The sequence below is a fragment of the Methylobacterium sp. 2A genome, from assembly GCF_009806555.1.
Lineage (GTDB): Bacteria > Pseudomonadota > Alphaproteobacteria > Rhizobiales > Beijerinckiaceae > Methylobacterium.
On the sequence record NZ_VUOK01000045.1, the window covers coordinates 130,461 to 143,192 of the forward strand.

Sequence of the window (12,732 nt, forward strand, 5' to 3'; positions counted from 1 at the left end):
GCATCAGCCCGACGCAGGTCCATAACAGCCTCTAGGGGAAGCGGCCTAGGTAGTTCTGCGTGTCGGTGCCCGTTTGGAGATTGCTGGGTCCGGGGCTAGCCTCATGGCTCGACGCGCGGAGTGGTGCCCGCGCCTAACCCACAGCGACGGAAGATGGCGCCCCGAACCCATGTCTCCCCGAAAGCCATTCCCGCCGCGGGTGCAGGCAGCCTGCAGGGCGAGGCCGTGGCTGTGCGGGGTCCCATCGTCCCCGCGTTCCTGCTAGCCACGCGAGATGGTAGCAAGCCGCGCAACGCCAAGCACAGCCTTTTGCCGCGCGACGTGATGGAGATGCTTGAGCACATCCGGATCCTCCATCCCAAGGGCTCGGACGGATACATCGTCCTCTCCTCGAAGTGGCATGGCACCTACCGCCAATTCCCCCTGATCCGCGCGCGCGGCGATATCCCGTGTGACATCCTGAGGGACGCGCAGTTCGTCAGCATGAATAGGTTCTCCTGGAGCCGGAAGGGGGATGCCCTGTGCTCCGTCGGGCACGCCTGGTTGGAGTTCGACCCCTACGCCGAGGACAAGAACGGCAACCCCCTTCCTTACCGCGAAATGCCCTTGAAGGACCTGCAGGTCCTGCTCACAGCAGCGATCACCGCTGCCGGCGTCCCGGCTCCGAGCTACTGGACGCGGAGCGGCCGCGGGCTCCACGCGGCCTGGGCCTGCGAAGCCCTGCCGGGCGAGGCCGCCGGCAAGGTGCAGAGGGTCATGGACGCGCTCTACGGCCCGACCCTGACCGATGACGGCAGCGTCCCGGCGAGGCGGTACGACGACCCCGACCGCGACGCCCAGGAGAACCGACTCGTCGGGATGTGGATGGCGTTCCGCGACGCCGGCCTGGACCGCGGCACGCAGGATTCCAGCCGCGTGCTCCGGATCTGGGGTAGCTACAACCAGGCATCCGACTCGTACTGCGAACGGCTCTGGCCGGACTGCATCGATGACATCAAGAGGTGCCGCTTCGACGACCTCGCCGACTCGGTGCTCCCGATCACGAGCACAGAGCTGCGCAGGCGACTCGCCGAAAGGGCCCCGTGGAAGGCCCAGAACCCTCGGAGCAGGCCGCAGCGGAACGTCGGCCGCGCCCGGCAGTACGCCGGTACCGCCGGGGTGAGGGATCGGATGCTCGCCGACCTGATGCGCCTCCACGGGCACCGCGGCGGCATCGCGAAGGGGCATCGCCATTGCTGGCTGTTCCTCGTCGCGAACTGCCACGCGCATATCCATGGCGGCAACCCCGAGACCTGGGCGGCGCTGTACGCCCACATGGCTGGGCTGACGGTCCCTGACGCCTTGGACTGCCTCCAGAGCCTCGGCCGGAGGATGCGGCGGCACGAGGCCGGCGAGACGTCCGAGTACAAGGACGAAGTCTGGAACGTGTTGTTCCACCACTCCGGCGCCAAGATGGCCGATCTGCTCGGCGTCACCCAGGAGGAGGCGGATGCCGCGGGCCTGAACTTGGTCCGCCCTGGCAAGGCAAGGTCTATCCCGCCGAGGGAGCGGCAGGCAGCGAAGAGGATCCGGGACGGTGCCGTCCCCCGCGCCGACCGGGCCGACGCCAAGTTCCAGGCGGGCCGTCAGGGTCTGGCCATCCGGTCCGAGTGCGGGACGGCGGACGCGGCAATCGAGGCCATCCGGGTTGCCACGGGACGTGGCCGGACGTGGGCCATCGAGGCCATGAAGCTAGCGGCGGCTGCCCCGGCCGAGCCCCTCGCCGAACCGGTCGCCATGGAGCCCGTCGCGGTCGAGCCGGTCGAGACCGTCATCGAGCCGTCCGATGTCCGCGAATCCGAGGACCTGGGGGTTCGGTTTCCGTCACGCTTTATCGGGGGCTCCGCCCCGGGCCCTGCCCCCCTCGCGACGGCCGAGGTCGACGTTGGCCCCGCCCCCTACCCCGAGCCCAAGGTTCGGCGCATCTCGGACATCTCGGTCATGATCGAGGTCGCCCCCGACGTCGGCTACGTCGTCATCGACGACCCCAAGGACCGGTTCCACGGCCGGGTCGTCCTCAGCTTGACCGGTGAGTGGACGAGCCTCCCGGAGCACCTGGAGCCGCTCGCCGTTCCTCCGCCCCGCAAAGTCCGGCAGCCCCGCCCCGTCCGGGCCTTCACCCGGCGTCGCCCCATCGCCGATGCGCCCCGCTCCTCGGCTGCGCGGCGCCCTATGACCCCTCAGGAAATCGCCGCCTCCGCCGAGGATTACCGCCGGGCGTCCGGTCGCTGAACGCCCTTGTGGCGGGCATGGTGGTCCGCTAGAATCCCTTCACCTGCCGTCGCTGGTTGGGACGTGCACCACACGTGTGAGGCCCCTGCGGACTACCGCGGGGGCTTCCGTGTTTCTGGACCCCGCCTTCCGTCCGTCCTTTGATCCTTGCATCCCGGCATCCGATGCTGCGCGCGTTGCAACGCCGCCGGATCCCGCTATGGCCAAGCCCCGGAAGAAGTCCCGCACCCCCATCGCACAGGCCATCTACGAGGCACGCCTGGAGCGCGGCCGCGAGCGCAACAGGCGGTGGCGCGAGGCCCGCGCAGACCGGCTCGCAACCTTGGAAGCCGAGGCCGACGTCGCCGCGGTGGACGCCGCCGTGGTCGCGACGCTCGTCCGGCTGCACATCGAAGCCCGCGAGGCCACCGGCCGCCGGGATCCGGCCCTACCCCTCGTCGACGTCGTCCGCCGGGCCCGGGAGCGGCTTCAGGAGGCCGGCATGGATCCCGCCTCGGCCCGCGAGGCCGTCCGCGAGCGGCTGCGTCTCGGCGCCCCTCCGGATCCCGCCGCGGCCGTCGCCGAGGCCGCCTGAGTTGTCCCGGCCTTGTTCCCTCCGGGGGCCAGCGTAGACTCCCGCGGCGGCCGTCGAGGACCTCCTCCAGCCCCGCCATCTCCCGGAGCCGCCCCGTGTCCCTGTCCGTCCGGTTCGACGTCGCCAAGGCCGTCCGCGAGGCCCAGCAGGCGTTCGAGTCGTTCGGGCTCGACCGCTTCCCCCGCGCCGTCCAATACGCCCTGACGGGGACCGTCATCGACGGCGCGAACCGGTGGCGCCGGTCCGTGGACACGACCTTCGACCATCCCAACCGGGCAACCCGGGACGCCGTCCGGTACGTCGTCGACAAGGACCTGCTGAACAAGGTCACGACCGTCGGCGAGGCCTCGGCCGCCGTGTTCGTCCTGCCGCTGCAGTCGACATGGCTGAAGTACGCCTTCGGGGACAGCAACCAGACCCGTCTCCCCGGCGACGTCGGCGTGGAGGCTTACTTCGCCGACCAGACGCTGCTGAAGATCCCGAACCCGGGGGCCATCAGCTACACCGGCCTCGGCCGCCCCGGCGCCGGCGACAAGGTCCCCGGGCGGGACGCCAAGAACATCGCCCGCATGGCCGCCCGGGGCTACCAGCGCAACATCGGCACCCCCGGCATGACCGCCGGCTCGGCCCGGTGGGGGGTGTTCGAGGTCAGGCCGGGGGACAAGGCCCTTAGCGGCTACACGTGGCAGCCGGGCATCTGGGCTCGCCCGCCCCGGGTCGTGGCCAGCGTCGGCCGCAAGCGAACGGCCCGGGCGATCAAGGCCGGCCGCATGTCCGCCCCGACGACGGAGTTCACCCGGCGCGACGGCACCGAGGTCAGCGTCCCGAAGGTCGTGAACAACGACGTGCCGCGGCTCCTCCTCCTCAGCACCCCGAAGGCCGAGATGAAGCCGATCGCCACGCCGAGCTGGCAGCGGGCGATGCAGGAGGCCGCCGAGACGATGCCGGACCGGCTCGCCCAAGAATTCACGGACCGCCTGGAGCACATGGCCCGCAAGGGACGGTAGGGGCCCCGATTGAGGCCCCTCGTCCAGGTATTTCTGAGAAAGCCTGGACGGTACCCGAAGCATCGCCGACGTCGCTGGCATGTACATGTCCGGGGTGCACACATGTACATGTGGCATTCCGGCAACTCCGCATGCTGTTCCGACACGCCTGTAGACATCGGATGCGGACCTCTCCTAGGAGCCGTCACGTCAACTCTGAAATCGAACCGCCCGAGAGCGCTGTTCCAGGCGTGCGCGCCTGTTAGCTTCTTGGCTCGCAGCGGACGACGAGGATTCGCGGCGAACAGGATCCCGGCCCGGACATGGATCAAGCCGCCGTACTCGCACGCATCATCAGCTTCGTCTCGGCGGTTGGCTCCGTCCGTGCCTTCGCGCGCAAGGCCGGTCTGAGCGAGGTCCACGTCCGGGACGTCCTGCAGGGACGTCGTACGCCGGGCCCGAGGCTGCTGGCCTCGGTCGGGGTTGAGCGCCGGGTCACCTATGTCGTGGTCGGCGGCGATGCGTAGCTCCGCCCTCCCGCGCGACGAGTTCCTGGACCGGCTGACGACCGCCGAGCTCGTGGCGCGCCTGGAGGCGTGGAAGGCCGACCGCGACACCGTCCGGTACGCCGCATCTGCCGCGTGGGCCCGTGCCGTCGAGGACCGCATCGCCGCGATCGAGGACAGACTCGCCGCCCGGCACGAGGCCCTCGGCATCGTCCCCAAGCCTGAGCCCGCCGGAGCCTGCGCGTGGTGAGCCCGCCCGGCCTCGCCCTCCTGCTCATCGTGACCCTGCCGTGAGCGACCCTCCTATTCGCCTCGGTCGCCTTGGCCCTGTTCGCCACCCATAGCCGGGAGAGCCGCCCGTGACCGTGCCCGAGGTCATCGCTGTCTGGACCGTCGCGTCCGTCCCGATCGGCGTCGCCATTGGCAAGGCGATCGCCTGGAGCAAGCGCAGCGATGGCTGAGCTCGCCCTCGACTTCGTCATCTGGGGCGCCGCCCTGGTGCTCGTCCTCGCCGTCGTCCTCGTGGGCGCGCTGGCCGCCGCAGAGCGTCCCCGGCCCCGTCGGGACGGCATCGCCGACATCCTCCGTGAAACCGCCAAGAGAAGGAAGCGCTGACCATGCCGATCTTCGACGAGAGCCTCGCCGAGAGCCGCTGGCGCCAGGAGCTGGCCGAGATGGAGGAGACCGTCCGGAAGGTGAGGGACGAGCCGCCTGCCGGCATCCCCGCGGCGCTCCTCGCCTTGGACCTCGCCACCTTCGTCAAGCGCAGGGACCAGCTCCGCCGGAAGCTTGGCCTGCCGCCGGCGGAGACGGACCGGCAGCCGAAGCGGAAGCGGGCGCGCTAGGGGCCTCAATCGGGGCCCCTCCCTCAGGAGCGATCCATGACACGTGCACAGGAGCGCCTTGCCGCCCGGCAGGCAGCCACGGCGAGGCAGGAGCTCGACGGCTACGAGCGGGACCTCGCCGCGTGGCAGCCCGAGCCGCCCGAGGGGATCCTGCCGTGGGCGCACCAGGCCTACCGGCACGGCCTGCTCGCGGCACGGGATGACCTGCGGCGTGAGCTCGGACTGGCCCCGGCTGCCACCGCCATCACCACCGCCACCCACGAAGCACGAGGCTGAGATGCACCCCGCTCGCACGATCCCCTATGCCGACCTCGTCGCGGGCCTGGAGGCTGCGCGCGGTCGCGGCCTCGTCAGCCGCAAGGAGTGCCCCGAGACCGGGCTGCACATCTACTGCTACACCCAGCGGTGCGTGTACGACGACGCCTGGGACGCGTTCTCGCTGGTGGCCCGCGGCCTCATCGTCGACCCGGCGGAGCAAGCCGTCGTGGCCACCCCGTTCCCGAATTTCTTCAACCTCGGCGAGCGCCGGGGCGTGGCGCCGGACCTACCCTTCGAGGCCTTCGACAAGCTCGACGGCAGCCTGATCATCGCCTTCCACCACGCCGGCCGGTGGCGCACGGCGACCAAGGGCGCCTTCGTCTCGACCCAGGCGGCATGGGCGCAGGCCTGGCTCGATGCCCGGGACACCTCGGCCCTGGTGCCCGGCACCACCTACCTGTTCGAGGCGCTCTACCCGGAGAACGTGATCGTCGTCCGCTACGTCACCTCCGGGCTGGTCTTCCTGGGCGCCTACGATGACACCGGACGTGAGCTCGACAGGTCCGAGATGCTGCAGGTCGGCGACGCCACCGGGTTCTTCGTAGCGTGGAGGCACCCGTTCCAGTCGATCGCGGAGCTCGTCCGCATCGCCGGCGACATGCCCCGCACCATGGAGGGGTTCGTCGTCCGGTTCAGCGACGGCACGCGGCTGAAGATCAAGGGGTCCGAGTACAAGCGGATCCACGCGTTGATCTCGCGCTGCACGCCGCTCGCCGTGTGGGACGTGCTCAACGCCGGTCTGCCGCTCGACGACAAGCGCCGCGACCTGCCCGAGGAGTTCTGGGGGGACTTCGACGCGATCGTCAGAATCCTCGATGGCCGTGCCATGGCGCTGGCCGCCAAGATCCAGGCCGCCGCCAAGGCTGTCGAGCACCTGTCTGACCGCGAGCTCGGCCTGACGCTCGCGGCTCAGCCCGAGGACGTGCGGCCGTTCCTATTCGCCTACCGCAAGGCCGGAGGGGTGCTGAAGGGCAAGGTCTACACGGCGATGCTGCGGGCCATCAGGCCGAGCGGGAACGTCCTCGACGGCTACGTGCCGTCCTACGCCATGGGCCGCATGCTGGATGATGAGGCCTGACCATGGGCATGGTCGAGGGACTGATGACCCTGGAGCGGGCCATCCCCATCGCCGAGTCTGGCGGTCGCATCCACCGCCACGGCTGGATGCAGTCTGGACCGACCCGACCAGGGTCATCCCCGTGGGCAGCGCGCCGGGCAGCGTGGACCCGGGCGGCTATCCCTACTGGACGTCGGAGACCGTCCTCTCGCGCTCGCGTCAACTCTCGATGCGCTCGCCCGTGGACGTGACGGCCAACCGGATCCCGGCGGGCACGTGCGCGGTGCGCCGGCTCGCGACCCCGATCTCGATCCCGCTGGCCTGGACCGGTTCGGGGATCGTGCTGCTGCCCTCGCCGACCTCGGCCGCCTCGCCGCCGGCCACGACGTTCGAGATCCACGTCGACGGAGCCACCGTCGCCCCGGCCGCGATCCCCGCAGGCGGAGGGAGCATGCCGCTGACAGGGGCCGGGGCCCTTCTCGTGTCGCCGGGGTCGCTGATCGAGTTCGTCAACACGGGCGCTGCGCTATTCGGGGCCACGGTCGCTGTCGGGATCGCGGGCACCCACGTCTAGGCCATCGTTCCGGAGGCGAGTGAAATTCACGCCGACGAGTTGTCCTACCGTTACCTGCCTATTGTGTAACGAGGGAGTGCCTGACCGGAAATCGCGTTGCAACGCACGTCCACCCCCCGTTGCAACGCAGCTTATCCACAGACGAGTAACGCTCGCCCATGCTTCCGCGACCGGGGCTTTCCTGATTCAATACGGGACACCCCGCCTGGAACGCTCCTGAACCCCTAGTAACGCGCTTCTTGTACCTAGCCATTTCGGAAAACGTCGATTTCCCGAGTCGCGAGAGTCGCTTATCGGGCTGAATACAAAATTACAGAAAGGCTATTTAAGGCCGACGTCGGCCCGACGTCGGGCGCACGTCGGCCCGCGGCCCGGCCAGGGATCCCTTAACCGTGGCCAGCGGACCCCCGTTGACCCGGGACTCCCACTCGATTCTCCTGGGCTCACGGAACAAGGGAAGACGGCCATGAGCATGGGGACGGCAGCGGCGATCGAGGTCACAGGGACGATGGCCAGGGTCGGAAGCTCGATCGGCCTCGGCATCGCCATCGCCAAGGCCGAGCACCGGATCCGCCGCGAGCAGGCCGTCGACTCGGTCACGGAGCTGGCGATCCGCCTCCAGGAGGCCCGGCAGGCGCAGCGCGGCGCGCTCCGGCGTGCGGCCCAGGCCGAGGCCCGCCTTGGGGCCGCCCAGGCGGAGATCGCGGCGCTGCGGCAGGCACTGGCGCAGGAGAGGCACATGACGGCGGCGCTCCGGGAAGCCCTGGGCATCTGAGCCGCCGGGGACCGCCAAAAGAGAAGGGGCCCGCCGGGATGACCGGCGGGCCCCTTCTTCGTTCCTGGGGATGGCTCAGCGGAAGGCGGGGCGCGCCCCACCGAGGTCGTGGCGCTCGTCCCATGTCGGCTCCGCGATCGGGCGCGGCCCGCGCTTCGCCATCGCGGCCACCTCGGCCTCCATCGTCTTGAACGAGGTCCGGGCCTTCGCGGCCATCACGGCGATCTCGACCGTCCTGCGCGCCTCTGCCGCCGACTGTTGCTCGACGAATCGGACGTAGGACGGCAGCAGGGGCGAGCCCTCGGCGACGGTCTTGGCGGCGACGTGGCGCGTCAGATCCGGCACCGCGACCTTGCAGACTTTGGCGAGCTCGGCCCGGTTGAGGCTGCGCAGCCAGTCGGCGACGGGCTCCGAGATGTGGGGCACATGCTCTGCGAACGCGGCCTCCCCGCCATCCTTGAGCGCCTGCGCGGCGTGCTGGACGAACAGCCCGAACCCGGGGGTTTCGAAGTTGAAACCCGGGTCGGTGGCGTCGTCCTCGGCGACGGCGTCGTCGGCCACGCGGCGGGGCGTCAGCGCCGGGTTCGGGAAGACGCTCCTGAGCAGCGCGCCGGGGACCTGCAGGCCGTAGCCGACGGCGGTGCCCAGGCCGCCCATGATGCGGGCCAAGATGGAGGCGAGGCGGGCGAAGAAGGACATGTGAACCCCTGTGCGTAGGGGGCGCGGTCACTGGCGCCGGCCCCTCATCCGGAGCAGAGCACTCCGCCATGAGAGCCACAAAGCGCGCAGGCGCGCACTAGCCACCGAGGGCCGCGATTTCCGCCCGGGTGGCCCGGCGCATGAAAGCCTGCCGGCGCGTGCATCTCTCTGCGAAATAATAGGAATTCCCGGCCGGGTGGACCCCGTCTTGGAACCCGTGGTGGCCGACGAATCGGGTGAGATGCAGCGGCAGGGCCTCCAAGTCGGCGCGGTGGTGGTGCTCGCGCTCGGCGGCCCTGTCCTCGGCGCCGGCCGGGTCGATGATGTCCCACGCCTGGGCACGCGTGATGGCATTCAGGCCGTCCGGGGTGACCAGGTACGTATCGTCATCCCATGGCGTCTGGCGCGCGGTCGTCACGACCGCGCCGACGGGCAGGTCGTGCGCGGATTTCCACGTCGTCTGCGCCTCGTCGATGTAGTGCGGCCGCTTGGGATAGCTCTGGAATCCGGCGACCAGCCGGTCCTCCAGGCGCGTGCGCGTCCCGCTCCACACGAGGACCGGCCGGAGCACGGCCCCGGCCCTCATCACTACCGTCACCGTCCCGGACGCCGGGGGCGAGTCCTGGGCAGGACTCAGCCTCGATTCACCATGGGGCGCGTTCGTTATCGTAGAACCCTTTCTAACCGCAAAATTTGCGATTACATCTCGTACCACTGAGGCCAATCGTGGACTCAAAGGGACCGGGAGGCAAGGGGATGGGCGCGCCGATGTACATAAGGGATGGGGAGTACCGGGCGCCGCCTGCGCTGCTGCGCCAGCTCCTGGATGTGGGTGAGACCAGGGCGTCGATCGCGCGGATGCACGGCGTCGAGGAGCACCGCGTCGCCTACCGTTGCCGGCGGCTCGGCATCGGGAAGCCCAATGGGCGCGCGCCGAACGCCCAGGCGCTCGCTATGGCCCTGGCGCACACCGACATCCCGATCGCCCGGATCGCCGCGGCCTACGGCTGCAAGCCCAGCACGATCGCCAAGGCCGCCGCCCGGCACGGCCTGCCCACGGACGAGCGGGGCCGCGAGGCGCTGCGGGAGTCCCGGTCGTGAGCCGGCGCCCCCTGACGGACGAGGACGTCCGCATCGTGCTCTCAGCCGCCGTCCGGATTGCGGGCGGACAGAGGGTCTGGTCGCGGCTGCACGAGATCAACCAGAGCTACGTCGGCAAAGTCCTCGCGGGGAAGCGGGATCCGGGAGAGCGCGTCCTGGCCGCCCTCGGCCTCGCCGAGCTGCCGCGGCGATACGGCCCCGTCGATGCGCCCGCGAAGCCGGGGGCGGTCCGATGATTCCCGATCTCCGCTCCGCCCTGAGGGAGGGCATCGCCGCCGCGGCGGGCGAGCCCATCGACCGGCTGCTGACGGCCGGCACGCTCACGCCGGCCGGGGTCGCGCTGTTCGGCACCGACAGCCCGCAGCTGATGGCCGTCGTCTGGGTCGGGACGTGGGGCTGGGCGTACGTCGCGCTGGGCGCCCTCGCCTGGCTCGCCGGCGTCCGCACCGGCATCCGGTGGGGGGAGTAGCCATGCCGCAGGAATCCCTGATCCCCGCGCTGGACGACCTGCTCGTCGTCGAGCGCGTCGCCCCCGGTGAGGACGCCCTGGTCAAGGCCTTGCTCCGCCTGGCGCTGCCCTGGGTGCCGCCGGAGGTGCCTCTCCCCGTCGTCCTCGTGACGGCCATCGAACACGACGCCATCGGAGGCCTCACCGCCGAAGTCCTGCTGTTCGACGGCGGCCGCGCTGGCCTCTGGTTCCCGCCGCCGCTCGCGCCGGGTGCCCCCCAGCGCGTGCGGTTGCTTGACGGAGAGCGCCAAGTCCCGATCGGCTACGACCGGGCTCGCAGGGTCTGGCGGCGCTACCCCGATCTCGCCCTGCTGACCGGCGACGCCCGCGAGGCCCTCGCTCGGCTCGACGTCGATGACGCCGAGTATCTGCACAAGGCGGAGAAACGGCGCGAGGCCGCCCGCCGCGCCGCAGAGACCAGGCGGCGCAACCGCCTGGCCAGAGAAGCGGCGGAGGGCGGCGCTGGCGGCAGGGGTGGCGCCTGAGCGACATGGTGAACAAAAACGTTCACCTACCCATTGCCTCCGTTTCAGTGAACCATTATGTTCACTGAGAGAGCAGAACGCTTCTCGCGGAGGCCAAGATGACCCAGCCCACCACCACCCCCACGATCCCTCAGACCTCGATCGAGATCCCCCTCGACGCCCTCGTGGCGATCGTCGAGGCCAAGAACGCCGAGCTCGTCGAGCTGCCCGTGACCGGCGAGGTCCTCCCCTTCCCCACCGTCCTCTGACCACCGCCGGGGGTTCGCCCCGGCCCTTCCACCAGCCGCCCTCGCGCAAGGGCGGCTCGTCGAGGGGCCTACCCACCCGCCCGACCTCGCGGGCACGATCTCGGAGAACGCCACGTGGCCATTCAGATCACCAAGTCCGGCACCGACCTGTTGGTGCAGACGCCGCACATGAACACGAATTTCAACAAGCGCCTCAGAGACATGGGCGGCCGCTGGGAGTCCCCGGCCTGGCGCGTCGACGCCCGCAACGAGGCCTTGGTCCGGGCCGCACTCAAGCGGTCCTACGGCGGCGACGGCGAGGGCGAGCCGGACACCGTTTCCCTGCAGTGCCACATCGAGAAGGACAGCTGGCAGGGACCCGTCGAGGTCGCCGGCCGGGTCATTGCCCGGGCCTTCGGGCGGGACTCGAGCGCCAAGCTCGGCGAGGGCGTGGTCCGCCTGGAGGGATCCGTCACGTCGGGCGGCTCCAGGGCCAACTGGCGGACCGTAGTGGACGCGGTCGTCGTGATCCATGACTGCCCCCGCAAGGTTGCCGAAAAGGCGATGGCCGACGGCTACGTCGGCGTGACCGATGCCCGCCTGTACGTCCCGGACGTTGCTGCCCTGGCAGAGGGCGTGGACTGACGCCCGCCTCGGGGCCGGCGCCGCGATTCCGCGGATCTCGCCGGCCTCGCACGGGCCTCAGCCGAGCCGCCCCGCCAACTTCGGAGACACCCGTGTCATCTTCCCAGACCCACTCTCGTGCCCGCGCCAACTACGATGCCGCCAAGGCCGCCAGCGCGGCCGCCTACCGCGAACTCGTCCGTGCCCGGGACGCCTCCTCCGCCGCGTTCGCCCACGGCACCCCAGACGCGATCGCTGCGGCATCCGCCGCGGAGGAGCGCGCCGAGGTCGCGTACCGCGAGGCCGCCGACGACGCCCGCATCGCCCGCGACGAGCGTGAGGATGCGCACGACTGGGACCGCCCCCGCGATGGGTTCGGGAACTACCGCGACTGAACCCAGCAGCCGGGGCCCCGTGCCCCGGCCCTTCTCCGGACCGCCCTCGGCCAGGGCCGTCCCGACAAGGGCCGATGCCATTCGGAGGCGGTCATGGAACGCACCTGTCACTACACGCTGCTTAGGGCGCTCCGCGAGGCCGCGTCCGTCACGTCGCTCAAGCACCACGAAAGCGCGCCGTTGCGCCTGCTGCATGGGGTGACGTCGCTGTACGGGCCGATCCGTCCCTCGGGTCCGAGCCACACGCTGTTCGTGGCCGTCGAATCCCCTCGCCTGACACCGGCGCTGAACAGGTTCGCCCAGGCCTTGCGGACGCGGGAGATCCGGGACGTGGCGAGGGGAAGGGTGCGCCACGCGTCCGAACGCGTCGTGCCCGTCCCGAACGTGTCGGCCCTCTGCGCCGGCCGCTCGATGGCGCACATCGCCGGCGGCAGCACGGAGCACGCGCGCCTCCGCGAGAACGGGACCGCCCTGTGCCGGGCGGCAATCGCCGAAGCCGAGGCCTGCGTCGCGGCGGCCATGCGAGCCCGGGTGGAGACGAGCAGGGCATCGTGCGCCGAGCACGCACGCGTCGCCCTGGAGGCCGCCCGTCACGTGGCGGAGGAATTCGAGCTCGGCGCCGCCGTCGTCGTGCCCGCCTTCTCCGTGCTGGCCCCGGACCTCTGGGACCTCGTCGCACCCGCGTATGCGCGCGAGGCCGCGATGCTCGGAGGGCCGGTGCAGCTGCCAGACGACGACGCCGATGCGATGGAGGCACTCGTCTGGTGAACGCGTGTGTTCACTTCCT

At 70.7% G+C, this 12,732-nt stretch carries 21 protein-coding genes; 19 read left to right on the forward strand and 2 right to left on the reverse strand.

Going from position 1 to position 12,732, the window contains the following annotated elements; genetic code table 11:
- Positions 1-153 precede the first annotated feature (153 nt).
- The 11 genes from FVE89_RS20570 (at position 154) to FVE89_RS20620 (ending at position 7,906) form a co-directional block, all read left to right on the forward strand.
- Positions 154-2,271: a hypothetical protein gene (locus FVE89_RS20570; protein ID WP_059409977.1), complete on the forward strand. Its 2,118-nt coding sequence runs from the start codon at positions 154-156 to the stop codon at positions 2,269-2,271.
- Between the two features lie 199 nt (positions 2,272-2,470).
- Positions 2,471-2,845 carry a hypothetical protein gene (locus FVE89_RS20575; RefSeq protein ID WP_043074434.1) on the forward strand — a complete coding sequence of 125 codons (375 nt, stop codon included), beginning with the start codon at positions 2,471-2,473 and terminating at the stop codon, positions 2,843-2,845.
- A 95-nt stretch (positions 2,846-2,940) separates the two neighbouring features.
- Positions 2,941-3,852, forward strand: a complete 912-nt coding sequence (locus FVE89_RS20580; RefSeq protein ID WP_043074435.1) for a hypothetical protein — start codon at positions 2,941-2,943, stop codon at positions 3,850-3,852.
- 302 nt (positions 3,853-4,154) lie between these two features.
- The gene (locus tag FVE89_RS20585; RefSeq protein WP_043074436.1) at positions 4,155-4,358 is read left to right on the forward strand and encodes a hypothetical protein; all 204 of its coding nucleotides are present in this window, start codon (positions 4,155-4,157) and stop codon (positions 4,356-4,358) included.
- Positions 4,351-4,587: a hypothetical protein gene (locus FVE89_RS20590; protein ID WP_043074437.1), complete on the forward strand. Its 237-nt coding sequence runs from the start codon at positions 4,351-4,353 to the stop codon at positions 4,585-4,587. Before FVE89_RS20585 ends, FVE89_RS20590 begins: the two co-directional genes overlap by 8 nt.
- A 203-nt stretch (positions 4,588-4,790) precedes the next feature.
- Entirely contained in the window at positions 4,791-4,952 is a 162-nt protein-coding gene (locus FVE89_RS20595) for a hypothetical protein (protein WP_160536113.1), read from the forward strand.
- Between the two features lie 2 nt (positions 4,953-4,954).
- Positions 4,955-5,182, forward strand: a complete 228-nt coding sequence (locus tag FVE89_RS20600) for a hypothetical protein (RefSeq protein ID WP_043074438.1) — start codon at positions 4,955-4,957, stop codon at positions 5,180-5,182.
- A gap of 36 nt (positions 5,183-5,218) precedes the next feature.
- Positions 5,219-5,458, forward strand: coding sequence for a hypothetical protein (locus FVE89_RS20605; protein ID WP_043074439.1), 240 nt, complete (start codon positions 5,219-5,221; stop codon positions 5,456-5,458).
- Between the two features lies 1 nt (position 5,459).
- The gene (locus tag FVE89_RS20610) at positions 5,460-6,578 is read left to right on the forward strand and encodes an RNA ligase (RefSeq protein ID WP_059409976.1); all 1,119 of its coding nucleotides are present in this window, start codon (positions 5,460-5,462) and stop codon (positions 6,576-6,578) included.
- 121 nt (positions 6,579-6,699) lie between these two features.
- Complete coding sequence (locus FVE89_RS20615; RefSeq protein ID WP_043074440.1) at positions 6,700-7,131, forward strand: hypothetical protein; 432 nt, start codon at positions 6,700-6,702, stop codon at positions 7,129-7,131.
- Positions 7,132-7,597: 466 nt separating this feature from the next.
- Entirely contained in the window at positions 7,598-7,906 is a 309-nt protein-coding gene (locus FVE89_RS20620; RefSeq protein ID WP_043074441.1) for a hypothetical protein, read from the forward strand.
- 75 nt (positions 7,907-7,981) lie between these two features.
- Here FVE89_RS20620 and FVE89_RS20625 read toward each other — a convergent pair whose 3' ends face one another.
- Together FVE89_RS20625 and FVE89_RS20630 are read right to left on the reverse strand one after the other, a co-directional pair.
- Entirely contained in the window at positions 7,982-8,605 is a 624-nt protein-coding gene (locus FVE89_RS20625; RefSeq protein WP_052516918.1) for a hypothetical protein, read from the reverse strand.
- A gap of 97 nt (positions 8,606-8,702) precedes the next feature.
- The gene (locus tag FVE89_RS20630) at positions 8,703-9,176 is read right to left on the reverse strand and encodes a hypothetical protein (protein WP_312892895.1); all 474 of its coding nucleotides are present in this window, start codon (positions 9,174-9,176) and stop codon (positions 8,703-8,705) included.
- Between the two features lie 185 nt (positions 9,177-9,361).
- Between FVE89_RS20630 and FVE89_RS20635 the strand changes: the two genes are divergently transcribed.
- From FVE89_RS20635 to FVE89_RS20670, 8 genes are all read left to right on the forward strand, one after another.
- Entirely contained in the window at positions 9,362-9,706 is a 345-nt protein-coding gene (locus tag FVE89_RS20635) for a hypothetical protein (RefSeq protein WP_245337773.1), read from the forward strand.
- The gene (locus tag FVE89_RS20640) at positions 9,703-9,942 is read left to right on the forward strand and encodes a hypothetical protein (protein WP_043074442.1); all 240 of its coding nucleotides are present in this window, start codon (positions 9,703-9,705) and stop codon (positions 9,940-9,942) included. Before FVE89_RS20635 ends, FVE89_RS20640 begins: the two co-directional genes overlap by 4 nt.
- Complete coding sequence (locus FVE89_RS20645; RefSeq protein ID WP_043074443.1) at positions 9,939-10,175, forward strand: hypothetical protein; 237 nt, start codon at positions 9,939-9,941, stop codon at positions 10,173-10,175. The genes FVE89_RS20640 and FVE89_RS20645 overlap by 4 nt, the downstream gene beginning before the upstream one ends.
- A 2-nt stretch (positions 10,176-10,177) precedes the next feature.
- Entirely contained in the window at positions 10,178-10,699 is a 522-nt protein-coding gene (locus FVE89_RS20650) for a hypothetical protein (protein WP_059409974.1), read from the forward strand.
- 98 nt (positions 10,700-10,797) lie between these two features.
- Positions 10,798-10,947, forward strand: coding sequence for a hypothetical protein (locus FVE89_RS20655; RefSeq protein WP_160536115.1), 150 nt, complete (start codon positions 10,798-10,800; stop codon positions 10,945-10,947).
- 114 nt (positions 10,948-11,061) lie between these two features.
- Positions 11,062-11,571 (forward strand): hypothetical protein, encoded by a 510-nt coding sequence (locus FVE89_RS20660; protein WP_059409973.1) that lies wholly within the window; start codon positions 11,062-11,064, stop codon positions 11,569-11,571.
- A gap of 92 nt (positions 11,572-11,663) precedes the next feature.
- The gene (locus tag FVE89_RS20665; protein WP_043074446.1) at positions 11,664-11,945 is read left to right on the forward strand and encodes a hypothetical protein; all 282 of its coding nucleotides are present in this window, start codon (positions 11,664-11,666) and stop codon (positions 11,943-11,945) included.
- A 93-nt stretch (positions 11,946-12,038) separates the two neighbouring features.
- Positions 12,039-12,713, forward strand: coding sequence for a hypothetical protein (locus FVE89_RS20670; RefSeq protein ID WP_043074447.1), 675 nt, complete (start codon positions 12,039-12,041; stop codon positions 12,711-12,713).
- The last annotated feature ends 19 nt before the right edge of the window (positions 12,714-12,732 follow it).

What these genes read in the sequence shown, in the direction of transcription:
- FVE89_RS20570 (WP_059409977.1), top strand. Translation starts at nt 154, where the DNA reads ATGGCGCCCCGAACCCATGTCTCCCCGAAAGCCATTCCCGCCGCGGGT.
- FVE89_RS20575 (WP_043074434.1), top strand. Translation starts at nt 2,471, where the DNA reads ATGGCCAAGCCCCGGAAGAAGTCCCGCACCCCCATCGCACAGGCCATC.
- FVE89_RS20585 (WP_043074436.1), top strand. Translation starts at nt 4,155, where the DNA reads ATGGATCAAGCCGCCGTACTCGCACGCATCATCAGCTTCGTCTCGGCG.
- FVE89_RS20590 (WP_043074437.1), top strand. Translation starts at nt 4,351, where the DNA reads ATGCGTAGCTCCGCCCTCCCGCGCGACGAGTTCCTGGACCGGCTGACG.
- FVE89_RS20595 (WP_160536113.1), top strand. Translation starts at nt 4,791, where the DNA reads ATGGCTGAGCTCGCCCTCGACTTCGTCATCTGGGGCGCCGCCCTGGTG.
- FVE89_RS20600 (WP_043074438.1), top strand. Translation starts at nt 4,955, where the DNA reads ATGCCGATCTTCGACGAGAGCCTCGCCGAGAGCCGCTGGCGCCAGGAG.
- FVE89_RS20605 (WP_043074439.1), top strand. Translation starts at nt 5,219, where the DNA reads ATGACACGTGCACAGGAGCGCCTTGCCGCCCGGCAGGCAGCCACGGCG.
- FVE89_RS20610 (WP_059409976.1), top strand. Translation starts at nt 5,460, where the DNA reads ATGCACCCCGCTCGCACGATCCCCTATGCCGACCTCGTCGCGGGCCTG.
- FVE89_RS20620 (WP_043074441.1), top strand. Translation starts at nt 7,598, where the DNA reads ATGAGCATGGGGACGGCAGCGGCGATCGAGGTCACAGGGACGATGGCC.
- FVE89_RS20625 (WP_052516918.1), bottom strand. Translation starts at nt 8,605, where the DNA reads ATGTCCTTCTTCGCCCGCCTCGCCTCCATCTTGGCCCGCATCATGGGC.
- FVE89_RS20635 (WP_245337773.1), top strand. Translation starts at nt 9,362, where the DNA reads ATGGGCGCGCCGATGTACATAAGGGATGGGGAGTACCGGGCGCCGCCT.
- FVE89_RS20645 (WP_043074443.1), top strand. Translation starts at nt 9,939, where the DNA reads ATGATTCCCGATCTCCGCTCCGCCCTGAGGGAGGGCATCGCCGCCGCG.
- FVE89_RS20650 (WP_059409974.1), top strand. Translation starts at nt 10,178, where the DNA reads ATGCCGCAGGAATCCCTGATCCCCGCGCTGGACGACCTGCTCGTCGTC.
- FVE89_RS20655 (WP_160536115.1), top strand. Translation starts at nt 10,798, where the DNA reads ATGACCCAGCCCACCACCACCCCCACGATCCCTCAGACCTCGATCGAG.
- FVE89_RS20670 (WP_043074447.1), top strand. Translation starts at nt 12,039, where the DNA reads ATGGAACGCACCTGTCACTACACGCTGCTTAGGGCGCTCCGCGAGGCC.